This window comes from Streptococcus sp. S1 (assembly GCF_034137685.1).
GTDB classification, from domain to species: Bacteria; Bacillota; Bacilli; order Lactobacillales; family Streptococcaceae; genus Streptococcus; species Streptococcus dentalis.
The window spans coordinates 1,917,838-1,943,155 of the sequence record NZ_CP139418.1 but is presented as its reverse complement, the minus strand read 5'-3'; the positions used below and the strand labels follow the sequence as shown (position 1 = coordinate 1,943,155).

General features: G+C 41.7%; 21 protein-coding genes and 2 pseudogenes. 22 read left to right on the top strand and 1 reads right to left on the bottom strand.

Features of this window, described 5'->3' with window-relative positions; genetic code table 11:
- The 11 genes and pseudogenes from SM121_RS09750 to SM121_RS09490 form a co-directional block, all read left to right on the top strand.
- A pseudogene (locus tag SM121_RS09750) lies at positions 1–124 on the top strand (translation initiation factor IF-2 N-terminal domain-containing protein); the annotation flags it as partial.
- 389 nt (positions 125–513) lie between these two features.
- Positions 514–2,715, top strand: a pseudogene (infB, locus tag SM121_RS09535) (translation initiation factor IF-2); the annotation flags it as partial.
- 74 nt (positions 2,716–2,789) lie between these two features.
- Positions 2,790–3,140: a 30S ribosome-binding factor RbfA gene (gene rbfA / locus SM121_RS09530; RefSeq protein WP_003003976.1), complete on the top strand. Its 351-nt coding sequence runs from the start codon at positions 2,790–2,792 to the stop codon at positions 3,138–3,140.
- 450 nt (positions 3,141–3,590) lie between these two features.
- A complete protein-coding gene (locus SM121_RS09525) occupies positions 3,591–5,222 on the top strand; it encodes a Na/Pi cotransporter family protein (protein ID WP_320911332.1) in 1,632 nt (543 codons plus the stop codon).
- 153 nt (positions 5,223–5,375) lie between these two features.
- On the top strand, positions 5,376–6,533 hold the full coding sequence (nagA, locus tag SM121_RS09520) for an N-acetylglucosamine-6-phosphate deacetylase (protein WP_155173182.1): 1,158 nt from the start codon (positions 5,376–5,378) through the stop codon (positions 6,531–6,533).
- A gap of 173 nt (positions 6,534–6,706) precedes the next feature.
- Positions 6,707–6,925, top strand: a complete 219-nt coding sequence (locus SM121_RS09515; protein WP_003018530.1) for a hypothetical protein — start codon at positions 6,707–6,709, stop codon at positions 6,923–6,925.
- On the top strand, positions 6,922–7,764 hold the full coding sequence (locus SM121_RS09510; protein WP_320910908.1) for an aldo/keto reductase: 843 nt from the start codon (positions 6,922–6,924) through the stop codon (positions 7,762–7,764). The genes SM121_RS09515 and SM121_RS09510 overlap by 4 nt, the downstream gene beginning before the upstream one ends.
- 496 nt (positions 7,765–8,260) lie before the next feature.
- Entirely contained in the window at positions 8,261–9,178 is a 918-nt protein-coding gene (gene glyQ / locus SM121_RS09505) for a glycine--tRNA ligase subunit alpha (protein ID WP_002886077.1), read from the top strand.
- 208 nt (positions 9,179–9,386) lie between these two features.
- Positions 9,387–11,423, top strand: a complete 2,037-nt coding sequence (glyS, locus tag SM121_RS09500) for a glycine--tRNA ligase subunit beta (RefSeq protein WP_320910907.1) — start codon at positions 9,387–9,389, stop codon at positions 11,421–11,423.
- A gap of 33 nt (positions 11,424–11,456) precedes the next feature.
- Entirely contained in the window at positions 11,457–11,714 is a 258-nt protein-coding gene (locus SM121_RS09495) for a DUF896 family protein (protein WP_003012632.1), read from the top strand.
- A gap of 163 nt (positions 11,715–11,877) precedes the next feature.
- A complete protein-coding gene (locus SM121_RS09490; protein ID WP_151379210.1) occupies positions 11,878–13,260 on the top strand; it encodes an amino acid permease in 1,383 nt (460 codons plus the stop codon).
- A gap of 104 nt (positions 13,261–13,364) precedes the next feature.
- Here the strand turns inward: SM121_RS09490 and SM121_RS09485 are convergent, their stop codons facing one another.
- Complete coding sequence (locus tag SM121_RS09485; protein ID WP_003003880.1) at positions 13,365–13,544, bottom strand: hypothetical protein; 180 nt, start codon at positions 13,542–13,544, stop codon at positions 13,365–13,367.
- Positions 13,545–13,694: 150 nt separating this feature from the next.
- On the opposite strand from SM121_RS09485, the gene rsmH reads away from it, so the two are divergent.
- From rsmH to nadE, 11 genes are all read left to right on the top strand, one after another.
- Complete coding sequence (gene rsmH, locus SM121_RS09480) at positions 13,695–14,645, top strand: 16S rRNA (cytosine(1402)-N(4))-methyltransferase RsmH (protein ID WP_320910906.1); 951 nt, start codon at positions 13,695–13,697, stop codon at positions 14,643–14,645.
- 11 nt (positions 14,646–14,656) lie between these two features.
- Positions 14,657–14,992, top strand: a complete 336-nt coding sequence (gene ftsL, locus SM121_RS09475) for a cell division protein FtsL (protein ID WP_151379208.1) — start codon at positions 14,657–14,659, stop codon at positions 14,990–14,992.
- Positions 14,985–17,267, top strand: a complete 2,283-nt coding sequence (gene pbp2x / locus SM121_RS09470; protein WP_320910905.1) for a penicillin-binding protein PBP2X — start codon at positions 14,985–14,987, stop codon at positions 17,265–17,267. Before ftsL ends, pbp2x begins: the two co-directional genes overlap by 8 nt.
- Position 17,268: 1 nt before the next feature.
- A complete protein-coding gene (gene mraY, locus SM121_RS09465) occupies positions 17,269–18,261 on the top strand; it encodes a phospho-N-acetylmuramoyl-pentapeptide-transferase (RefSeq protein WP_320910904.1) in 993 nt (330 codons plus the stop codon).
- A gap of 134 nt (positions 18,262–18,395) precedes the next feature.
- Positions 18,396–19,739, top strand: a complete 1,344-nt coding sequence (locus SM121_RS09460; RefSeq protein WP_320910903.1) for a DEAD/DEAH box helicase — start codon at positions 18,396–18,398, stop codon at positions 19,737–19,739.
- 196 nt (positions 19,740–19,935) lie between these two features.
- A complete protein-coding gene (locus tag SM121_RS09455) occupies positions 19,936–20,736 on the top strand; it encodes an amino acid ABC transporter permease (protein ID WP_003003966.1) in 801 nt (266 codons plus the stop codon).
- Complete coding sequence (locus SM121_RS09450) at positions 20,736–21,479, top strand: amino acid ABC transporter ATP-binding protein (protein WP_003003991.1); 744 nt, start codon at positions 20,736–20,738, stop codon at positions 21,477–21,479. Before SM121_RS09455 ends, SM121_RS09450 begins: the two co-directional genes overlap by 1 nt.
- A gap of 81 nt (positions 21,480–21,560) precedes the next feature.
- Complete coding sequence (locus SM121_RS09445) at positions 21,561–21,788, top strand: DUF4059 family protein (protein ID WP_320910902.1); 228 nt, start codon at positions 21,561–21,563, stop codon at positions 21,786–21,788.
- 58 nt (positions 21,789–21,846) lie between these two features.
- Complete coding sequence (gene trxB, locus SM121_RS09440) at positions 21,847–22,758, top strand: thioredoxin-disulfide reductase (protein WP_320909423.1); 912 nt, start codon at positions 21,847–21,849, stop codon at positions 22,756–22,758.
- 139 nt (positions 22,759–22,897) lie between these two features.
- Entirely contained in the window at positions 22,898–24,358 is a 1,461-nt protein-coding gene (locus SM121_RS09435) for a nicotinate phosphoribosyltransferase (protein WP_003003947.1), read from the top strand.
- Positions 24,355–25,179, top strand: a complete 825-nt coding sequence (gene nadE / locus SM121_RS09430; RefSeq protein WP_320910901.1) for an ammonia-dependent NAD(+) synthetase — start codon at positions 24,355–24,357, stop codon at positions 25,177–25,179. Before SM121_RS09435 ends, nadE begins: the two co-directional genes overlap by 4 nt.
- Positions 25,180–25,318: the final 139 nt, after the last annotated feature.

Genomic DNA, 25,318 nt, shown 5'->3' with positions numbered 1-25,318 from the left:
TTGTCTAAGAAAAGATTATACGAAATTGCCAAAGAATTGGGCAAGGAAAGTAAGGAAGTCGTCACTCGTGCGAAAGAATTAGGTTTTGACGTCAAGAGTCATGCATCTAGTGTCGATACTGATGTTGCTGAAAAGTTGATCAAGAGCTTTGCAGCGAAAAAGGAAACAGTCGAAAAGAAAGTAGCAGAAGTGGCTGCCAAGACAACGGCTGTCGCAGAGAAAAAAGAAGCAGCACCCGTCAAAAAAGAAGAGGCAACTGAGACAAAATCAGTAACACCAGCTGTTAAACCAAAGAGTCGTAACTTTAAAGCGGAACGAGAAGCACGTGCAAAAGAGCAAGCTGAACGCAGAAAACAACAAGATAACCGTCCAAAACGCGATCGCAAGGACAATCAGCGAAATGGTGACAATCGAAATCAACGACCACAAGAGCGAAATGAACAACGAAATCAAGGATCTGATCGTCGCAATAACCGACCAGATCAAAGACGTGGTGAACAACCCCAAGTGGCACCAAAAGTTGATTTCAAAGCGCGTGCAGCAGCACTGAAAGCTGAACAACATGCTGAGTACGCACGTGGAAGTGAAGATCGCTACAAACAACAAGCTGCAAAAGCAGAACAAGAACGTCAACAGCGCCGGAAACGGGTAGAAGCACCAGAAGTGAACGCACTTGTACAGGAGCCAGCTGTTGAGAACCATACAAAACCAGTTGTTGCCGCTACTCCAGCTCAAGTCGATACACGTCGGAAGAAACAAGCGCGACCAGATAAGAAACGCGATGATTTTGATCGTGAAGAAGATGGTCCAAGAAAACAACAAAGGAATCGAAATAGTCAAAATCAAGTGAGAAATCAGAAAAATAGTAACTGGAATAACAGTAAGAAGAATAAAAAAGGAAAGAACAACCGTAATGATGCTCCAAAACCAGTAACAGAGCGTAAATTCCATGAATTACCAAGTGAATTTGAGTATACGGATGGAATGACGGTTGCAGAAATCGCAAAACGGATCAAGCGTGAACCTGCTGAAATCGTCAAGAAACTCTTTATGATGGGAGTCATGGCGACTCAAAACCAATCGCTGGATGGAGATACGATTGAACTCTTGATGGTGGATTATGGAATTGAAGCCAAGAAAAAGGTTGAAGTGGACAATGCCGATATCGAACGCTTCTTCGTTGAAGATGGTTACTTGAATCCGGATGAGTTGGTAGAACGCCCACCAGTTGTCACCATCATGGGACACGTTGACCATGGTAAGACAACCCTTTTGGATACCCTTCGTAACTCCCGTGTGGCGACAGGTGAAGCTGGTGGGATCACTCAGCATATCGGTGCCTACCAAATCGTTGAAAATGGCAAGAAGATTACCTTCTTGGATACACCTGGACACGCGGCCTTTACTTCTATGCGGGCGCGTGGTGCCTCTGTTACTGATATTACCATTTTGGTCGTAGCGGCAGATGACGGGGTTATGCCTCAAACTATCGAAGCTATCAACCACTCAAAAGCTGCCAATGTTCCAATCATTGTGGCCATCAACAAGATTGATAAACCAGGTGCCAATCCAGAGCGTGTAATCGGTGAATTGGCTGAACACGGTGTGATGTCAACTGCCTGGGGTGGAGATTCTGAGTTTGTAGAAATCTCAGCCAAGTTCAACCAAAACATCGATGAGTTGTTGGAAACTGTCCTTCTTGTGGCCGAAATCCAAGAACTCAAGGCAGATCCAACTGTTCGTGCCATCGGTACCGTTATCGAAGCGCGTTTGGATAAAGGAAAAGGTGCGGTGGCAACCCTCCTTGTTCAACAAGGTACCTTGAATGTCCAAGACCCAATCGTTGTCGGAAATACCTTTGGACGTGTCCGTGCCATGACCAATGACCTTGGCCGTCGTGTGAAGGTAGCAGGACCATCTACTCCGGTTTCTATCACTGGTTTGAACGAAGCGCCAATGGCGGGTGACCACTTCGCAGTATATGAAGATGAGAAATCTGCGCGTGCGGCCGGTGAAGAACGTGCCAAACGTGCTCTGATGAAACAACGTCAAGCAACCAACCGCGTCAGCCTTGAAAACCTCTTTGATACCTTGAAGGCTGGGGAAGTGAAATCTGTTAATGTCATCATTAAAGCCGATGTCCAAGGTTCGGTTGAAGCCCTTGCTGCTTCCCTTCAAAAGATTGAAGTAGAAGGTGTGAAAGTGACCATCGTTCACTCAGCGGTTGGTGCCATCAACGAATCAGACGTGACCCTTGCAGAAGCTTCAAATGCCTTCATCATCGGATTTAACGTCCGTCCTACTCCACAAGCACGTCAACAAGCTGAAGCTGACGAGGTGGAAATCCGTCTTCACTCAATTATCTACAAAGTGATTGAAGAAATGGAAGATGCCATGAAGGGTATGTTGGATCCTGAGTTCGAAGAGAAAGTCATCGGGGAAGCAGTTATTCGCGAAACCTTTAAGGTCTCTAAGGTGGGTACCATCGGTGGATTTATGGTCCTCAGTGGTAAGGTTACACGTGATTCCAAAGTCCGTGTCATTCGTGACGGTGTCGTGATCTATGACGGAGCTCTTGCAAGCTTGAAACACTTCAAAGATGATGTCAAAGAGATCACAAATGGTCGTGAAGGTGGATTGATGATTGAAGGTTACAATGATATCAAGACAGATGATACCATCGAAGCCTACATCATGGAAGAAATTAAAAAATAAGCAAGCTGACTAGGAAAAAAGAGGGTTCTCCTCTGATTTCCTAGTTTTTAAACACAGAGCAGAAAGGAGTTCCTATGGCAAGTCATTTTCGGACAGACCGAGTAGGGATGGAAATCAAGCGTGAAGTAAATGAGATTTTACAAAAGAAAGTCCGTGACCCGCGTGTTCAAGGCGTCACCATTACGGATGTTCAAATGCTAGGTGATTTGTCTATGGCCAAAGTGTATTATTCAATTATGAGTGATTTGGCTTCAGACAATCAAAAGGCTCAGACAGGCCTTGAAAAAGCAACAGGAACCATCAAGCGTGAATTAGGTCGGAATTTGAAACTGTACAAGATTCCGGATCTTACTTTTGTCAAAGACGAGTCTATCGAATACGGTAACAAGATCGATGAGATGTTACGCAATTTGAACAAAGACTAGAGAGGTTGGAAATTTTCCACGCCCAGATTGAAAGACAAAGTCTTCTTAGAAACTTTCCTTAGGTGAGTACGGACGTCAGCGAACTTCTTCGAAGTTCCATGACTAATTATTGAGCCTAAGGTCTCAATAATTCCGAGTACCTGAAACTATTAAGTTTCAGGTACTTTTCTCACGACGAAAAGTTTCAGTAGATGATTGAATCACTCTAACGAGTAACATTTCTTTTTATAGAATTTATTAGATTTATAAAAAAGAATAGTTTGTCTACAGTCTCGGGTTGGAAATTTTCCACCCTCTTTTTTTGGCTCTTAAAACGAGGAAAATAAAACAGAAGGAAAAAACGGTTTCAAAAAATAATAGAAATTTACAGAAATCTCTTGTGTGATTGGAAATTATCCTTTACAATAGGAGAGGAGTTTTATTTCTGATCTCAAATTTGGAGGAATGAACATGTCGATTAACTGGCAGGAAATTGTATTTAACTTTTTGGGAGGGCTGGGGCTCTTTCTCTATAGTATTAAAACCATGGGAGAAGGCTTGCAACAGGCTGCAGGAGATCGACTTCGATACTATATTGATAAATATACGAGTAATCCCTTTCTAGGGGTTCTAGTAGGGATTGGGATGACTGCCTTGATTCAGTCGAGTTCAGGGGTTACAGTGATTACGGTCGGTCTGGTGAGTGCAGGACTTCTAACCCTCCGTCAAGCTATTGGTATTGTTATGGGGGCCAATATTGGAACGACTATTACCTCCTTTATCATTGGTTTTAAATTAGGAGACTACGCTCTTCCCATGCTCTTTATCGGAGCGGTTTGTCTCTTCTTTACCAAAAATCGTTTGGTTAATAATGTTGGACGAATCGTTTTTGGTGTCGGTGGTATCTTCTTTGCCCTCAACTTGATGAGTGGGGATATGGAACCTCTTAAAGATTTGCAAGTCTTTCGTGACTATATGGTGCAGTTAAGTAAAAGTCCTATCTTGGGTGTCTTTGTTGGATCAGGCTTAACACTTTTGATTCAGGCCTCTTCTGCAACCATTGGTATCTTGCAAAATCTCTATGCTAGTCATTTGATTGACCTGAAAGGAGCCCTCCCAGTTCTCTTTGGTGATAATATCGGAACGACCATTACAGCTATCATTGCTTCCTTGGGAGCTAATATTGCGGCCAAACGTGTGGCAGGTGCCCATGTAGCCTTTAATGTTATCGGAACCATTATCTGTCTTGTCTTCCTTGTTCCGTTTACCTCTTTGATTCAATGGTTTGAAACGACTCTTCATTTATCCCCAGAAATGACCATAGCCTTTGCTCACGGAACCTTTAATATAACCAATACCATCATCCAGTTCCCATTCATTGGAGCTTTGGCATACTTTGTAACCAAACTGATTCCTGGTGAGGATGAGGTTGTCAAATATGAGCCGCTCTACTTGGATGAAAACTTGATCACTCAAGCGCCTTCGATTGCTCTAGGAAATGCGAAAAAAGAGTTGCTTCATTTAGGTGGATATGCAGACAAAGCTTTTAATCTCTCTTATGATTATATTGTTCATCAAAATGAAAAAACAGCTGAAAAGGGACATAAGACAGAAGAAGCCATTAATACCATTGATGAGGATTTAACTCGCTACTTGATTCGTTTGTCGAGTGAAGCCTTGAGTCCGAGAGAAAGTGAAGTTCTCACCAATATCTTAGATTCCTCACGGGATTTGGAGCGGATTGGAGATCACGCGGAAGCCTTGATCAATCTGACTGATTATTTAATTCGTAAGAAAGTCGTCTTTTCAGAAGCGGCCTTGGCTGAATTGGAAGATATTTACAACCAAACTCATGAGTTTGTAGAGGATGCCTTAAAAGCTGTTGAGAACAATGATGTGAGTCTTGCAAACCAACTAGTAGCACGTCACGAGGCAATTGAAAAGTTGGAGAAAAGACTACGGAAAACTCATATACGTCGTTTGAACCAAGGCGAATGTACGCCGCAAGCAGGAGTGAACTTTATTGATATCATTTCTCACTATACACGTGTCGCGGACCATGCCCTGAATCTAGCTGAAAAAGTACAAATAGAGCAAATTTAATGAACGTCAAACAGAGTAAGTAGGAAGCTTGCTCTGTTTTTATTGGATTCTATCCAAAAATAGGTCTATACCATTTACAAATGAAACTGAAAGCGTTATAATATGTATGAATAAAAAAGGAACGTTTGTTTCTACAATGGAAAGGACGATTTTATGTCTACATATATTAAAGCAGATCAATTTTATTACCCACATGGGGTTCGCCGCGGAGGCTATTTGGAGCTTGTTGATGGCAAGTTTGGAAAACATGTGGAAAGCTTACCAGAAGGTGCGAATGTACTGGATTATTCTGGTTACAGCATTGCGCCAGGTCTCGTAGATACCCATATTCACGGTTTTGGTGGGGTAGATGTGATGGATAACAATATCGAAGGCACTCTCCATACCATGAGTGAAGGTCTCTTGAGTACAGGGGTTACGAGCTTTTTGCCTACGACCTTGACTTCCTCTTACGAACAACTTTTGGCAGTAACTGAAAATATCGGTGCACGATACAAAGAAGCAACAGGAGCCAAGATTCGCGGGATTTATTTTGAAGGCCCTTATTTTACAGAAAAATACAAGGGAGCTCAAAACCCAGCTTATATGAAGGATCCAAGTATGGAAGAATTCCGGGCTTGGCAAAAAGCTGCCAATGGTCTGTTGAATAAGATTGCCCTTGCTCCTGAGCGTGAAGGGGTGGAAGACTTTGTTCGGACCATTACAGGAGAAGGAGTGACAGTCGCCCTTGGACACTCCAATGCAACTTTTGAAGAAGCTAAAAAAGCGGTAGATGCAGGTGCGAGTGTCTGGGTGCATGCCTACAATGGTATGCGTGGTTTGACGCACCGTGAACTCGGTATGGTTGGTGCCATGTATGAGTTGCCTCATACTACAGCAGAGTTGATCTGTGATGGCCATCACGTTGATCCTCTAGCGTGTGATATCCTGATGAAACAAAAAGGGAAAGAAAATGTTGCCTTGATAACTGACTGTATGACAGCCGGGGGCTTAGAAGATGGGGACTACATGCTTGGGGAATTCCCAGTTGTGGTTGCTGAAGGGACGGCTCGCTTGAAATCAACTGGTAATCTAGCTGGCTCAATCTTGAAATTGAAAGATGGATTAAAAAATGTTGTAGAGTGGGGAATTGCTAACCCTCACGAAGCAGTGATGATGGCCAGCCTCAATCCGGCAAAATCAGTCCATATTGATGATGTTTGTGGTCAAATCCGTGAAGGATATGATGCGGACTTCATCGTACTTGACCAAAATTTGGATCTGGTTGCGACCTATCTTGATGGAGTCAAACGTTACCAAGCTGCCAACTAGATTCAAAAATTAAAGAACGAACAATTCCTCTCTAGGTCATACCTAGAGAGGTTTTTGTGAGGTATTCATGGGAGTTAAACATTCTGGATGGTCTTTTTGTTTACCAATGGTAGTACAATTTTGTGAATGCTGCCTTTTCATGCTATAATGGGAATTGAAATGTGAGGTAGCTTATGAAGGCGATTGATATACGTTTTTTATTGATGGGAATTTTTTTCTTGCTCTATGGGATTGTTAGAAAAAATATCTTTATTGTGATTGTTGGTGGGGCATTTTTACTCTATAGTTTTTATAGCAAGAAGATGGAGCCAACCAAGAAGAATATTTTTAAGCCAGAGCTCAAGCTTCGAGGGCCTAAGAAACCGAAATCGAAGAAAGGAAAGAAAAAATGAATCATTATCGTTTAAATAATGGGGTGGAGATTCCTGTATTGGGATTTGGAACTTGGAAAGCAGCGGATGGAGAAGAAGCCTATCAAGCTGTTTTAGCTGCTTTAAAAGCAGGTTATCGCCATATCGATACAGCTGCGATTTATCAAAATGAAGAGAGTGTTGGTCGGGCCATCAAGGATAGTGGTCTTGCGCGCGAAGACCTGTTTATTACCAGCAAACTTTGGAATACTCATCACACCTATGAAGATGCTCAAGTTGCTTTGGACGAGTCTCTTGAGAAACTGGGCTTGGACTATGTCGATCTTTATTTGATTCATTGGCCAAATCCAAAGCCCCTTCGAGAAAATGATGCTTGGAAAGAACGGAATGCTGAGGTTTGGCGAGCAATGGAAGATATGCTAGCTGCTGGCAAGGTTCGAGCTATTGGTATTAGCAATTTTCTGCCTCATCATTTGGAAGCCCTCCTTGAAACAGCTCGGGTCATTCCGTCTGTGAACCAAATTCGTCTAGCACCTGGGGTTTACCAAAGCGAAGCCATTGCAGCGAGTCGCAAGCATGGCATTTTATTAGAGGCTTGGGGACCTTTTGGCCAAGGAGAATTGTTCCAAAATGAACAAGTAAAAGAAATGGCTACTAAATATGGAAAGACCGTTGCTCAACTAGCCCTGGCTTGGAGTTTGCAAGAAGGTTTCCTTCCATTGCCCAAATCGGTTACGCCTGAGCGGATTGCGAGTAATTTAAATTGCTTTGATTTTGAATTGACGGCAGATGATGTGGAACTCCTTCGTCATCTTCCGGTTGAAGCAGGTGCACCAGATCCAGACACCAAAGATTTTTAAAAGAGAATTTCTATTCATTAATGAAAACCGAGGACAGTTTCGTTCTCGGTTTTTTAAAATCCTTTGATAAAACAAAAGATATCAACTTCTTGAACTTTGGTCTTTATATTTCAGAAATCTTTACCCAGTAAAAAACCAAAAGCTGTAAGTCGTCCATAAGCAAAACAAAATAGTTTGTTAGCCTAAAATCCGTATGAAACGATTGTCTCATGCGGATTTTAATTTACAAGTCATTAAAAATTTGCTATAATACTAGTCAAGAAAGAAGGGCTTACGGCGTTTTTCTAGCGAGCTTGGGATAGTGAGAGCCAAGTAGAGCAAAGTAAGCAAGTGGCGCTTTCTCTCAGCAAAAAGCTGAGTAAAGTAAGATAAAATGAAGTAATAAATTAGGGTGGAACCGCGTTTTTGACGCCCCTAGGTCAAAGTACTTAGGAGCGAAGACACGGTTCTTTTTGTATCCTGAGTCACAAGAAACTTTATGAAAAAGGAGTAAAACATGTCTAAAAAACTAACCTTCCAAGAAATTATTTTGACTTTACAACAATACTGGAATGACCAGGGTTGTATGCTCATGCAGGCTTATGATAATGAAAAAGGTGCGGGAACCATGAGTCCATATACCTTCCTTCGTGCCATTGGTCCTGAGCCATGGAATGCGGCTTATGTAGAACCATCACGTCGTCCAGCGGATGGACGTTACGGGGAAAACCCAAACCGTCTTTACCAACACCACCAATTCCAAGTGGTGATGAAACCATCACCATCAAACATCCAAGAGCTCTACCTTGAATCATTGGAAAAATTGGGGATCAATCCTTTGGAACACGATATTCGTTTCGTTGAAGATAACTGGGAAAACCCATCAACTGGTTCAGCTGGTCTTGGTTGGGAAGTTTGGCTTGATGGTATGGAAATCACTCAGTTCACCTACTTCCAACAAGTTGGTGGATTGGCAACTGGCCCAGTAACTTCTGAGGTCACTTACGGATTGGAACGTTTGGCTTCTTACATCCAAGAAGTTGATTCTGTTTACGACATCGAGTGGGCTCCAGGCGTTAAATACGGAGAAATCTTCCTTCAACCAGAATATGAACACTCAAAATACAGCTTTGAAGTTTCTGACCAAGATATGCTTCTTGAAAACTTCGAAAAATTTGAAAAAGAAGCAGGACGTGCTTTGGAATTGGGCCTTGTTCACCCAGCCTATGACTACGTTTTGAAATGTTCGCATACCTTCAACTTGCTTGATGCTCGTGGTGCTGTATCCGTTACAGAACGTGCCGGTTACATTGCCCGTATCCGTAACTTGGCCCGTGTCGTAGCCAAAACCTTCGTCGCAGAACGTAAAAAACTTGGTTACCCACTTCTCGACGAAGCCACACGCGCCAAACTCCTAGCAGAAGAGGAAGAATAACGAGAGTGTATTAGATGGGATTGGCTGATCGAGCAATCCTACAGAACCAGTTGCCGCAGTGATAAAGGTATCGTTAGAGAAACTAACGATACCAGGCAAAATTGGAGACCTTAGGCTCCAATTTTAGCAATGAAACGACGAAGTCGGTTGCTTGCGTGCCAATCACATAAGGCAAACTGGAAAAAAAGATATTTTTCGGAGAAAAAACATGACAAAAAACTTATTAGTAGAACTTGGACTTGAAGAGTTGCCAGCCTACGTTGTCACACCAAGTGAAAAACAACTCGGTGAGAAAATGGCAGCCTTCTTGGATGACAACCGACTTTCATACGAAAGCATTCAAACCTTCTCAACACCACGCCGTTTGGCTATCCGTGTGATTGGTTTAGCAGATCAACAATCTGATTTGACCGAAGATTTTAAAGGACCTTCTAAGAAAATCGCCTTGGATGCAGATGGAAACTTCTCAAAAGCGGCTCAAGGATTCGTCCGTGGGAAAGGCTTGACGGTTGATGATATCGAATTCCGTGAAGTCAAGGGTGAAGAGTACGTTTATGTTACGAAGCACGAAGCTGGAAAACCAGCTAAAGAAGTCTTGGCTGGCCTTCCAGAGGTGCTTGCTTCATTGACCTTCCCTGTTAGCATGCACTGGGCTAACAACACCTTTGAATACATTCGCCCAGTTCACACCTTGATCGTTCTTTTGGGCGACGAAGCACTCGACCTTGATTTCTTGGATATTAAGTCGGGTCGTGTGAGTCGTGGGCACCGTTTCCTTGGACATGAAGTAGAAATTACCAATGCGGATTCGTATGAAGAAGACCTTCGCACGGTTTACGTGATTGCGGATAGCAAAGAACGTGAAAACATGATTCGTGAGCAAATTAAGGCTATCGAAGCAGAACAAGGTGTTCAAGTTCAAATCGAAGAAGGACTTTTGAACGAAGTCTTGAACTTGGTCGAATATCCAACTGCCTTTATGGGAAGTTTTGACACTAAATATTTGGATGTTCCAGAAGAAGTTTTGGTGACCTCAATGGAAACGCACCAACGTTACTTTGTTGTACGTGACCTTGATGGTAAGCTGAAACCAAACTTCATCTCCGTCCGTAATGGGAACGCTGAGCACTTGGAAAATGTTATCCGAGGAAATGAAAAAGTCTTGGTGGCACGTCTTGAAGATGGTGAATTTTTCTGGCGTGAAGACCAAAAACTTAAGATTGAAGACCTCGTTGCTAAATTGGCGAACGTGACCTTCCATGAAAAAATTGGTTCTCTTTCAGAACACATGGCGCGTGCGGGTGTTATTGCAGCGTCACTAGCTGAGCAAGCTGGTTTGACTGCAGAAGAAACGGCAGCCGTCGCTCGTGCAGCTGAAATCTACAAATTTGACCTCTTGACGGGTATGGTCGGTGAGTTTGATGAATTGCAAGGAATCATGGGTGAAAAATACGCCCTTCTCGCTGGTGAAGATGCTGCGGTTGCGAGAGCTATCCGTGAGCACTACCTTCCTGATTCAGCAGACGGAGCCCTTCCAGAGACTAAGGTTGGTGCCATTCTTGCCCTTGCAGATAAATTGGATACCCTTCTTTCCTTCTTCTCAGTTGGCTTGATTCCATCAGGTTCCAATGACCCTTATGCACTTCGTCGTGCAACACAAGGGATTGTTCGTATCTTGGATGCCTTTGGTTGGCACATCCCTATGGATGAGTTGATTGACAGCCTTTACGGACTTTCATTTGATAGCCTTTCCTATGACAATCAAGCAGAAGTGCTCAACTTCATCAAGGCGCGTGTGGACAAGATGATGGGACGCACACCAAAAGATATCAAAGACGCTGTTCTTGCTGGTTCAAACTTTGTCGTGGCTGATATGCTGGAAGCAGCTGAAGCTCTTTCAGAAGCTGCGAAGACCGATGGTTACAAGGCAGCTGTTGAATCCCTCTCACGTGCTTTCAACTTGGCAGAAAAAGCAGATGCTTCAGTAGCAGTCGACGCTAGTCTCTTTGAAAATGATCAAGAAAAAGCCCTTGCTAAAGCGATTGAAGAGCTTGAATTGACCGGTTCAGCTAGCGACAAATTGGCTCAACTCTTTGCTCTGAGCCCAGTCATTGATGCTTTCTTTGACAATACCATGGTGATGGCAGAAAATGAGGCTGTTAAAAACAACCGTTTGGCCCTTCTTGCAGGCCTTGTAGCGAAAGCTAATGCTGTTGCAGCCTTTAATCAATTGAACACAAAATAAGCACCTGATGACAGGTAGAAAGTAGGTTTTATTATGACACCTGAAAAAATTGCTCGGATCAATGAGCTTGCTAAAAAGAAAAAAACAGAAGGTTTGACGCCAGAAGAAGCAGTGGAGCAAGCAAAACTTCGTGAAGAATACATTGAAGGTTATCGTCGTTCAGTTCGTCACCACATTGAAGGGATCAAAATTGTGGATGAAGAAGGTAACGATGTAACACCTGAGAAACTACGCCAAGTGCAACGAGAAAAAGGTTTGCATGGCCGTAGTCTCGATGATCCTAATTCATAATCAAAAAAGTGCTGGAAGAGACTCCAGCACTCTTTTTAATCTATAAAATTCAGAATATTCTGGACTAGATTGACCAATTTTTAAAAACATGGTATAGTAGATTGTGTGAAAATTTGAAGTATACTTTTCTGAAAATGTACAGAAAAAGAATTGGAGTAATCATATGTCAAAAAAACATCATCCTGGTGAAGAAACCGAAAATGGGATGGTTCGTGGTCTGCAAAATCGGCATGTTCAGCTGATCGCTATTGCAGGAACCATCGGGACAGGACTCTTTCTTGGAGCCGGTCGTTCCCTTTCTTTGACAGGACCCTCTATTATTTTAGTCTATATGCTGACTGGCGCCTTCATGTACTTGATGATGCGGGCAATCGGAGAAATGCTCTATATGGATCCAGATCAACACACCTTTATCAACTTTATCACCAAGTATCTAGGAAAAGGTTGGGGTTATTTTTCAGGATGGTCCTATTGGGTCTCCTTGGTATTTTTGGGAATGGCAGAGATCACTGCTGTTTCCAACTATGTCCAGCTTTGGTTTCCAAATTGGCCAGCCTGGCAGATTCAAATTATCTTTTTAGCGCTTTTAAGTTGTGTAAACTTGATCGCTGTGAAGGTTTTTGGAGAGGTTGAATTCTGGTTTGGAATGATCAAGATTGTCACGATTTTAGCCCTGATCGTAACAGGGATCTTTATGGTGACGACGAACTTTGAAACACCAGCTGGACACGCTAGTTTAACCAATATTACTAGTGGTTTTCAAATGTTTCCAAATGGTTGGGTCAAGTTCGTCATGGCCTTCCAAATGGTCTTCTTTGCTTACCAAGCGATCGAGTTTGTTGGAATTACTACTTCTGAAACCGCTAATCCCCGCCAAGTATTGCCAAAAGCCATTAAAGAAATTCCAATCCGAATTGTAATCTTTTATGTAGGAGCATTGTTGGCGATTATGGCTATTTTCCCTTGGCAACAGCTTCCCGTCAATAAGTCACCGTTTGTAACGGTCTTTCAGATGGTAGGAATCAAGTGGGCAGCAGGATTGATTAATTTTGTCGTACTGACAGCTGCTGCATCTTCCTTGAATTCCACCCTCTATTCAACAGGGCGTCACTTGTACCAGATTGCAAAAGAAACACCAAACAGCAAAGTGATGAATCGTTTGAAACTGAATAGCTTATCTCGTATGGGGATTCCAAGTCGCGCGATTATTTTTTCTGCGATTGTAGTTGCTGTTTCTGCCTTTATCAATGTGTTGCCAGGTGTCTCAGATGCCTTTGCCTTGATTACGGCATCTTCTTCTGGTGTCTACATTGCTATTTACATTTTGACTATGCTTGCCCATCTTAAGTACCGTAAATCGAAAGAATTTATGCCAGATGGTTTTGTCATGCCAGCCTATAAAGTGTTGAATCCATTGACCATTGTTTTCTTCCTCTTTGTATTCGTTTGTCTCTTCTTGCAAGAATCAACATACATTGGAGCGATTGGAGCAACCATCTGGATCATTCTTTTTGGGATTTACAGCAATTGGAAACATAATAAATAAACAACAAAACTCACCAAACGGTGAGTTTTTATTATTTCAGAGCTAGTTTGCTTTTTTTAAGGAGTTTCTTGGAGTGAATAAAAGAAAAACAGAGGTAGAAGAAATTATTTTTCTTCCATCTCTGTTTTTTGTCCTTGAATGGCTTTTTTGAACCACCAAAGTGAGCCAACTAGGATCAGAGCAGCAAGCCAAAAAATCCAAGCCTCAATAGTGGTTAGAAAAAAATAGAGAGTGATAGCATCGACCAATAAAAGTGGGATGAGAATCTGTTTTCTTATTTTCATAAGAATATTGTATCATAAATCCTAGAGGAAACAAGTGAAATCAAGCCTTTCTAGGTATTTTGTAGGATCCGAAAAGGTCAGATAGGATTAGTTAGTGAATTTTCTTTCAGGAGTGCATCTTGGTCCCATTTGTGGTAAAATAGTAAAGATATGAGTAAAGAATTTCATCATGTAACGGTTTTGCTTCATGAAACGATCGATATGCTGGATGTTAAGCCAGATGGGATCTATGTAGACGCCACATTGGGTGGGGCAGGCCACAGCGAATATTTGTTAACAAAATTAAATGAATCGGGCCATCTTTATGCCTTTGACCAAGATCAGCATGCGATTGAGAATGCTAAGATCCGATTGGCACCTTTCATTGAGAAAGGCATGGTGACCTTCATTAAGGATAACTTTCGTCATTTGAAGGAACGTCTAAATGACTTAGGTGTGACTGAAATTGATGGGATCTGTTATGACCTAGGTGTGTCTAGTCCTCAGTTAGATGAACGGGAACGCGGATTTTCTTACAAGAAAGATGCGCCACTGGACATGCGGATGAATCAAGAAGCTTCCTTGACAGCCTATGAGGTCGTTAATAGCTACGATTACCATGATCTAGTCCGTATTTTTTTCAAATATGGAGAGGATAATTTTTCCAAGCAAATTGCGCGGAAAATTGAGCAAGCACGAGCAATTAAACCGATTGAAACAACGACTGAATTAGCAGAGATTATTAAATCTGCTAAACCAGCTAAGGAACTCAAGAAAAAGGGCCATCCTGCTAAACAGATTTTCCAAGCCATTCGTATCGAAGTCAATGATGAACTGGGAGCTGCAGATGAATCAATTCAGCAAGCCATGGATTTGTTGGCCATTGATGGTCGTATTTCTGTGATTACCTTTCATTCGTTAGAGGATCGATTGACCAAACAATTATTTAAAGAGGCTTCGACGGTTGAGGTTCCAAAGGGACTTCCCTTTATTCCGGATGATTTGAAACCAAAGATGGAGTTGGTCAACCGGAAACCTATTTTGCCAAGTGAAGAAGAGCTTGAGGAAAATAATCGATCCCATTCAGCAAAATTACGGGTTGCTCGAAAAATACACAAGTAAGAGGAATTGATATGGCAGCAAAAGATGAAAGAACAAGAACACAGGTACTGCAAGACCGCTTTCGCCGTTTCTCTAGAGTAGAAAAGGCATTTTATGGGTCGATTGTCCTAACAGCTGTTATTTTAGCCATTAGTATCGTCTTTATGCAGACACGGATTTTACAAGTTCAGAGTGAATTGACTGATTTGAATACGGAACTAGAAGCAAAAAAGACGGAATTGGCAGATGTTCGTCAAGAGGTCAATGAATTAACACGTTATGACCGCTTATCACAGTTGGCTAGCTCCCAAGGAATGAAGCTGCAAAAAGAAAATCGAAAAACAGTGAGTGCAAGTAGTGATGAATAAATTTAAAAAATTTTTAATCAGGTATTCGATAAAGAAACGTCGCTTGCCGGATCAGAATCGAAAACAAGTTGGGAAAAATCTCAGTGTACTGGCGATTTTCCTCTTTTTTCTCTTTCTGATTAATTTTGCAATGATTATTGGGACTGACAAAAAATTCGGTGTGACCTTATCGGATCAAGCAAAAAAAGTCCATGAGGAGACGGTTATTGTTCCTGCAAAACGTGGAACGATCTACGACCGAAATGGAGCAGTAATTGCTGAAGATGCTACGACCTATAACGTTTATGCTGTTATTGATAAAAAGTACAAATCAGCAACCGGAAAAATCCTCTATGTAGAAGAGAGCCAATTTAAAAAAGTAGCAGAAATCTTGAAGCAGTACTTAGGGATGGATGAGGATTACGTTATTCAACAGTTGTCGCAAAAGAAATTGAAACAGGTTTCTTTTGGGGCGAACGGAAACGGCATCACTTATAGTACTATGACAGCTATCCGTGATGCTATGGAAGCAGCGAAGATTGAAGGGGTTGCCTTTACAACTAGTCCAAATCGAAGCTATAAAAATGGAGTTTTTGCCTCTCAATTTATAGGGCAGGCCTCTCTTCAAGAAGATAAAGAGGGGAATAAAACCTTGAAGGGGCAATCAGGAATGGAGAAATCCCTCGATCGTATTCTCGCTGGTCAAAATGGAGTCATCACCTATGACAAAGACCGAAACGGCAATATCGTTCCTGGTTCAGATAAGGTTTCTGTCAAAACAGAAGATGGAAAAGATGTTTATACGACCATTTCGGCAGAATTGCAGACCTACCTTGAGACACGTATGGATGTTTTCCAAGAAAAAGTAAAAGGAAAGTATGTTAGTGCGACTCTTGTGAGTGCAAAAACAGGAGAAATCCTTGCGACAACGCAACGTCCTTCCTATAATGCGGATACCAAACAAGGGCTGGATCTGAAAAACTTGAAAACCTGGAATACCATCCTTTATCAAGATCAATATGAACCGGGTTCAACGATGAAGGTCATGTTATTAGCTTCGGCGATTGATCATGGAACCTTCCCAGCTTATAATGAGGTATACTACAGTAACGAACTACAAGTAAAAGATGCGACCATCCGTGACTGGGATGTCAATATGGGACTGGCTGAAGGTCGCTATATGAATATCGCGCAGGGCTTTGCTTACTCAAGTAACGTGGGGATGACCCGCTTAGAGCAAAAGATGGGAAATGCTGTCTGGATGGACTACCTAACCCGTTTTAAATTTGGTCTCCCTACCCGTTTTGGCATGGGCGATGAGAGTTTTGGAAGCCTTCCGGGTGATAACTATGTTACTCAAGCTATGTCTGCCTTTGGACAAGGGATTTCCGTCAGTCAAACCCAAATGTTACGGGCCTTTAGTGCTATCGCCAATGATGGGCAAATGTTGGAGCCGAAGTTTATTAGTGCCATTTACGATAAAAAATCAGACACAGCCCGCAAATCAAAAAAAGAAGTTGTTGGAAAACCAGTTTCAGGATCAGCTGCGCAACAGACTCGAAATTATATGATCACCGTCGGAACAGATCCAGAGTATGGAACCTTGTACAGTGATGGACCTATCATTCAGGTACCCGGTCAAAACGTTGCAGTGAAATCAGGGACTGCCCAAATGGCAACAGATCAAGGATACTTGCAAGGAGAAAATGATTATATCAACTCGGTTGTAGCGATGACACCTGCAGAAGACCCTGAATTCATCATGTATGTAACAGTCCAACAACCAGAAGTGAAATTCTCAGCCACTAGCTGGGAAGAACTGGTCAATCCTATTTTGGAAGATGCAGTTGCTTTAAAAGATGAATTGCACTTAACATCAGAGGCACCAACTTTGGATGATGTGACTAAAGAAACGACCTACAAAATCCCTTCAGTGGAAACTCTCTCTAAAGAGTTGAATCTGAAGCAAAATCTAAGCCCAGGTGCTTATTCAGAGGAATTGCGTCGCAATTTGGTGCAACCAATTGTCCTAGGAACCGGGAAAAATATCCGCAAAATGTCTGTGGATGTAGGCTCTAAAGTCAAAGCCAATCAACAAGTATTGTTATTGACAGAAGACTTTGATGCGGTTCCAGATATGTATGGTTGGACTAAGAAAAATGCAGACATCTTTGGAGAATGGACTGGAATTGAAATTACCTATAAAGGTAGTGGAAAGAAAGTAACCAAACAAAGTGTCAAAATGAACACCTCACTCAATAAAACCAAAAAGATTACGTTAACATTAGGAGACTAAGATGTATATTGCTACGATCCTTGTATCGTTTCTATTAACAGTGGCTGCTATTCCAGCCTTTATTCGATTTTACCATCGTGCTCATATTTCTGGGCAACAAATGCATGAAGATGTGAAACAACACAAAGCGAAAGCAGGCACTCCGACAATGGGTGGAGTGGTGTTTCTCATTACAGCAGTTCTAGTCAGTTTTGTCGTTACCGTATTGACTGGAAATTTCACGCGCCCTGTTCAACTTACTCTATTTATCTTGATTCTATATGGAATTGTTGGATTTTTGGATGACTTTTTAAAAGTTTTTCGTAAGATTAATGAAGGGCTCAATCCAAAGCAAAAACTAGCTCTTCAACTCGTTGGTGGAATCATCTTCTATATTTTTTCTGAACGCCACGGTGCAGGAAGCCTTTTGAATGTCTTTGGTTACGATCTTTACTTGGGCCATTTCTACATTCTCTTTGCTTTGTTTTGGTTGGTTGGTTTTTCAAATGCCGTCAATTTGACAGATGGGATTGATGGATTAGCCAGCATTTCCGTTGCCATTAGCTTGAGTGCCTATTCCTTTATTGCCTATATGCAAGGAAAATGGGATATTCTCTTTGTCACCTTAAGTATGATTGGGGCCTTGCTTGGATTCTTTGTCTTCAACCACAAGCCAGCTAAAATCTTTATGGGAGATGTCGGTAGCCTTGCTCTTGGAGGGATGCTTGCAGCCTTGTCAATGGCTCTGCATGTAGAGTGGACCCTGCTCCTGATTGGTCTTGTCTATGTCATTGAAACAGGTTCAGTGATGCTACAAGTGACCTATTTCAAATGGACCAAGAAACGCTACGGGGAAGGGCGACGGATTTTCAGAATGACTCCTTTCCACCATCATTTAGAACTGGGTGGACTTTCTGGAAATGGCCAAAACTGGTCAGAATGGAAAGTGGATGCCTTTATGTGGTCCATTGCCTTGCTAACAAGTGTCATCACTCTTGTTCTTCTCTACTTATAAAAAAGACGGTGGGATTGCCCATCGTTTTTTGCTGACTCAAAGAGACTTTGTTGGTTAGGAAAAATGACTCATAAGAGAGGCACGAAGTCAGCTTTTCTGATATAATAATAGAGATCATGAAAGGAACTGAGAAAATGAAATTTACAGAGTTTAATTTTAAGCCTTATATTCAAGAGGCACTGAAAGAAATCAATTTTAGAGAAGCAACCGAAGTACAGGAAAAACTAATTCCGATTGTCCTAGCTGGAAATGATTTGGTAGGAGAGTCAAAGACAGGTTCTGGGAAAACCCATACGTTCCTCTTGCCGATTTTTCAAACCTTAAATGAAGACAACGATCAGGTTGAAGCGGTGATTACGGCTCCTAGTCGGGAGTTAGCAACGCAAATTTACCAAGCTGCTCGTCAAATCGCTAGTCATTCTGACAAAGAGATTCGGATTGTAAATTATGTTGGAGGAACGGATAAAAACCGTCAGATTGAAAAACTGCAGGTCAAACAACCTCATATCGTGATTGGAACTCCAGGCCGGATCTATGATCTGGTTGCATCTGGTGATCTGGCTATTCATAAGGCTCATACTTTTGTGGTAGATGAGGCAGATATGACACTGGACATGGGATTCTTGTCTACCGTGGATAAGATTGCTTCAAGGCTTCCGCAACAACTGCAATTTTTAGTTTTTTCAGCCACCATTCCGCAAAAATTACAGCCTTTTTTGAAAAAATATCTCTCAAATCCAGTCATGGAACAAATTAAGACCAAGACGGTGATTTCAGATACCATCGATAACTGGCTGGTTTCCACCAAGGGTCGAGATAAAAATGAGCAAATTTACCAATTGACTAAAACCTTGCAACCTTATTTAGCCATGATTTTCGTCAATACAAAAACGAGAGCAGATGATCTTCATGCCTATTTAGTGGCTCAAGGATTGAAAGTGGCGAAGATTCACGGAGATATCCCACCACGTGAACGGAAACGGATCATGAATCAGGTTAAAAATCTTGATTTTGAGTATATTGTGGCCACAGATTTGGCAGCTCGTGGAATTGATATCGAAGGGGTGAGTCATGTTATCAACGATGCTATTCCACAAGATCTTTCCTTCTTTGTTCATCGTGTTGGCCGGACAGGACGCAATGGTCTACCAGGTGTCGCTATTACTCTTTATCAACCGAGTGATGATTCAGATATCCGTGAACTAGAAAAAATGGGAATTCGTTTCGTACCGAAAGTGTTGAAAAATGGGGTTATTGAAGATACTTATGATCGGGATAGACGGGCCAATCGTGAGAAAAAGCAAGAGAAACTTGACATCGAGATGATTGGTCTGGTGAAGAAGAAAAAGAAAAAAATAAAACCAGGCTACAAGAAAAAAATCAAATGGGCAATTGATGAAAAGCGGAGAAAAGCTAAGCGAGCTGAAAATCGTGCGCGTGGCCGGGCGGAACGAAAGGCCAAACGCCAAACTTTCTAACTCCTTCTTTCAAATATTCAGAAGAAAACATAGATTTTCTTTATGAACTCCATAAAGAAAATCTATTAGGAACTTATCTAAAATTATGATAGACTAAATTTGAGTAGTCTATCATTTTTCTATTTCTGTAGCAATTTTTGGAATTCCTATAGTGAATGTGATAGAATGTTTATGTTCGAGAAAGGAAGTAACAAAAATGTTTACAACTGATGTTTTAACGGCCAACTGGTATGCTGACTTTTTAAAACACGTTCCAGATAGCAAGCTGTTTAGTTTGAGAGCCGTATTGGATGCATTCCCGGCAGTCATTGGGAAATTGCCTGTGACGATTTTATTAGCCCTAGGAGGTGCATTTTTTGGGATTATTTTTGCCATGATTTTTGCTTTGGTCAAAATTAATCGTGTACGAATTCTTTACCCGATTCAAGCTGTTTTTGTCAGTTTTTTACGGGGGACTCCTTTGTTGGTTCAGTTGATGTTGACTTATTATGGGATTCCTCTTATTTTAAAAGCGATCAATCAGTCTTATGGAACAGCTTTTAATATTAATGCCATTCCAGCTGAGTTATTTGCAATTGTGGCTCTTGCCTTTAATGAGGCGGCTTATGCGAGTGAGACCATCCGGGCAGCCATTTTATCAGTGGATCCTGGTGAAATTGAGGCAGCACGTAGTCTTGGGATGACCAATCGTCAAGTTTATCGCCGGATTATTATTCCCAATGCAGCAGTCGTTGCAACTCCAACCTTAATCAATTCTCTCATTGGATTAACCAAGGGGACCTCGCTAGCCTTTAGTGCCAGTGTGGTTGAAATTTTTGCCCAAGCACGAATTATTGGGGGGAGCGATTTGAAGTACTTTGAACGCTTTATCACGGTATCGATTGTTTACTGGATTGTGAACATTCTCATTGAAATACTAGGCCGTCACATTGAACGTCGACTGGATATTGAGACTCCCGTAGCAATTGATTTACCAGATCAGGAGGTCCGGATCTAATGATTTATATTTCAGAATTATCAAAGACATTTTCAGGTCAAAAGGTTTTAAATAATCTAAGTTTGGAAATTCAAAAAGGGGAAGTCGTGGCCCTAATCGGGTCTTCGGGAGCTGGTAAATCAACCTTCTTACGCAGTTTAAACTATTTGGAAGCACCAGATAGCGGTAGAATTAAGATTGATGATTTCGAGGTTGATTTTGAGCACATTACCCAAGATCAAATCTTAACCTTAAGAAGAAAATTGGCCATGGTGTTCCAGCAGTTTAATTTGTTTGGTAGAAAAACAGCTCTTGAAAATGTGAAAGAAGGGCTCATTGTTGTGAAGGGCCTATCCGATCAAGAAGCAACGAAAATTGCTCGAGAAGAACTGGCAAAAGTCGGTTTATCGGATCGTGAAAATCACTATCCTCGTCACCTCTCAGGTGGACAAAAACAACGGGTGGCTTTGGCCCGTGCCTTGGCCATGAAACCAGAGGTTCTTTTGCTGGATGAACCGACTTCAGCCTTGGATCCAGAATTGGTTGGAGAAGTTGAAAAATCCATTGCCAATGCAGCAAAATCAGGACAAACCATGGTACTGGTCAGCCATGATATGTCTTTTGTAGCGCAAGTAGCAGATAAGGTCTTATTTTTGGATAAAGGACGGATTATTGAATCTGGAACACCAGAGGAAATCATGCAACATCCAAAAGAAGAACGGACAAAAGAATTCTTTGCTAGTTACAAACGGACCTATGTTTGATATAATAGAGGAGAGGTAAGACTCAGCTGGCGATGCTAGCTGGGTTTGTTTTCTTAAAATGTAAAAATATTTGGAGTCGTGATGTTAAATAAATTATTGTCCTTATATTTACAAAGTTTAGTGACGACAACGATTTTAGTTGGGATCGCTTCTTGTATTTGGATTGGCTACCGTGCCCTTAAGAAGAAAGATAGAACAGCCAAGCAACGACAAGCCCATTTGTATGATATCCTCTTAATTGATATCATGACGATTCCCATTTTAACCTTTGCGGTCATAGGGATTTTGTTTATCTTTCAAGCACGATAATTGCAAAAAGACCGTGTTAGAATTATAATGGTTACAACGAAACAGAGAGAGGTTGAGTATGTTTGATACAGTGATTATTGGAGCAGGTCCTGCAGGGATGACTGCTGCCCTTTATGCAGCACGAAGCAATTTAAAAGTCGCATTAATTGAGAGAGGAATTCCAGGCGGTCAAATGAACAATACGTCTGACATTGAAAACTATCCTGGCTATGCGAATATTAGTGGTCCAGACTTGGCTGAAAAAATGTTTGAGCCTTTAGAAAATCTTGGTGTGGAACATTTGTTTGGTCAGGTAGAGCGCATCGAAGACCTCGGAGCAACCAAAAAGATTGTTACAGATGATGGGGAATTTGAAGCTAAAACCGTGGTGATTGCAACAGGGTCTAACCACCGTTCATTGAATGTCCCTGGTGAAGAAGAGCTGAATAGTAGAGGGGTTTCCTACTGTGCTGTTTGTGATGGAGCTTTCTTTAGAGACGAGGATCTCTTAGTTGTTGGTGGTGGCGATTCTGCGGTAGAAGAAGCTGTCTTTTTGACTCAGTTTGCAAAAACAGTAACCATTGCCCATCGTCGTGATCAATTGCGTGCCCAAAAAGTTCTTCAAGATCGTGCCTTTGCCAATGATAAAATTCACTTTGCTTGGAATACGGTTGTTGAAGAAATTAAGGGTGAACAAAAAGTAACGTCTGTCCTTTTAAAAGATGTGAAGACAGGAGAGGTTAGAGAGCAAGCCTTCGGTGGTGTCTTTATCTATGTCGGTTTAGATCCTGTCAGTGATTTTGCGACAGAACTTGGTATTTTAGATGAAAATGGCTGGGTGATCACGGATGATCATATGAGAACCACAGTCCCAGGTATTTTTGCAGTTGGCGATGTTCGTCAAAAAGATTTGCGTCAAGTGACGACAGCCGTCGGAGACGGTGCGATTGCTGGTCAAGAAGTTTATAAATATATCACAGAAAACTTTTAATCCAAAAAAATCTGAGCTTCCTGTCTCAGATTTTTTTCATGCTTTCCTTTCAGTATTCAATAGGGCTGAAATGTGCTATAATGGTACTAATTTTATGGTAGGAATTCATAGAACAAATCAATAAAAAAGAGGTATACATATGTATCCAGATGACAGTTTAACCTTGCATACTGATTTATACCAAATCAACATGATGCAAGTCTATTTTGATCAAGGTATCCACAATAAACATGCCGTATTTGAAGTCTATTTTCGTCAACAGCCTTTTAAAAACGGCTACGCAGTATTTGCTGGCTTAGAGAGAATTGTGAAATACTTGGAAAACTTGAGTTTTTCTGAGAGCGATATTGCCTATTTAGAGTCACTCGGTTATCATGGGGACTTCTTGGAATATCTCCGTGATCTCAAGCTGGAACTGACAGTACGCTCGGCTCAAGAAGGAGACTTAGTCTTTGCGAACGAACCGATTGTGCAAGTAGAAGGCCCTCTAGCCCAGTGTCAATTGGTGGAAACAGCCCTTTTGAATATCGTCAACTTTCAAACCTTGATAGCCACAAAAGCTGCTCGTATTCGTTCAGTCATTGAAGATGAGCCTTTGATGGAATTTGGAACACGTCGTGCGCAAGAAATGGATGCTGCCATTTGGGGAACTCGTGCAGCAGTCATTGGAGGTGCCAATGGGACTAGTAATGTTCGTGCAGGAAAACTCTTTGGAATCCCGGTTTTAGGAACCCATGCCCATTCTCTTGTACAGGTATATGGAAATGATTACCAGGCCTTTAAGGCTTATGCGGAAACCCATAAAGATTGTGTCTTCCTCGTCGATACCTATGATACTCTTCGTATTGGGGTACCAGCAGCTATTCAGGTAGCGCGTGAAATGGGAGATAAGATCAATTTCCTAGGCGTCCGGATTGACTCAGGAGATATTGCCTATATTTCTAAAAAGGTTCGCCAGCAATTAGATGAGGCTGGGTTTACAAATGCTAAAATCTACGCTTCTAATGACTTGGATGAAAATACCATCCTCAACTTAAAAATGCAAAAAGCAAAAATTGATGTTTGGGGTGTAGGAACCAAGTTAATTACAGCTTACGATCAACCAGCGCTTGGAGCGGTATACAAAATTGTCTCTGTTGAAAACGAAGCAGGAGAGATGATCAATACCATCAAGCTTTCCAATAATGCAGAGAAAGTTTCTACTCCAGGTAAAAAGCAAGTCTGGCGGATTACCAGCCGTGAAAAAGGTAAATCAGAAGGGGACTACATCACTTATGATGGAGTAGATGTTTCACAACTGACTGAACTTAAAATGTTCCATCCGACTTATACCTACATCAATAAAACGGTCCGAAACTTTGAGGCTATTCCTCTTTTAGTGGATATTTTTAAAGAGGGTCAATTGGTTTATCAACTACCAACATTATCAGAAATTCAAGAATATGCTCGTAAAAATTACGATCAATTATGGGATGAATACAAGCGCGTCCTCAATCCACAGCATTACCCAGTTGACTTGGCCAAAGATATTTGGCAGGATAAGATGGATCTGATCGAGGAAATGCGTAACAAGGCCAATGGAGAAGGAGAAGCAAAATGAGTTTGCAAGAAGAGATTATCCAACAATTGGGTGTCAAGCCAAGCATTGATCCTCAGGAAGAGATTCACCGCTCGGTTGATTTCTTAAAAAGATATCTAAAAAAACATCCCTTCTTGAAAACATTTGTATTAGGGATCTCAGGAGGACAAGATTCAACTCTTGCTGGACGATTAGCTCAATTAGCCATGGAAGAAATGCGAGCTGAAACAGGAGATGCCTCCTATCAATTTATTGCTGTTCGTCTTCCTTATGGGGTACAGGCAGATGAAGCAGATGCACAAAAAGCATTGGCCTTTATCCAGCCGGATGTTAGTCTAGTTGTGAATATCAAGAAGTCTGCTGACGAAATGGTACGAGCAGTAGAAGCGACTGGAACAGAGGTTTCTGATTTTAACAAAGGCAATATTAAGGCTCGCAGTCGCATGATTGCTCAGTATGCTCTGGCTGGAGCACGTAGCGGAGCGGTGATTGGGACGGATCATGCTGCAGAAAATATTACTGGTTTCTTCACAAAATTTGGAGATGGTGGTGCAGATATTTTACCCCTATTCCGTTTGAATAAACGCCAAGGAAAACAATTGCTTAAGGCCTTAGGAGCCGATCCTGCTCTTTATGAGAAAATCCCAACAGCAGATTTGGAAGAAGAAAAACCAGGAATAGCAGATGAAGTAGCGCTGGGTGTCACCTATAATGAAATCGATGATTACCTAGAAGGCAAACAAGTGAGCCCAGAAGCTCAAGCCACTATTGAAAAGTGGTGGTACAAAGGCCAACACAAACGCCACTTGCCAATCACAGTATTTGATCATTTTTGGGAGTAAAAAGGTCCAGTGGACCTTTTTAGCCCGAGTCTTAAAATAGGAGAACGAGGTAGAAATCGGTAACTCGTAGAGTTCGATTTCGTAGTCTCCCCATACAATATTGTGAAAAGCATCAAAAAGAAGGGCGGTTTCATCCGTC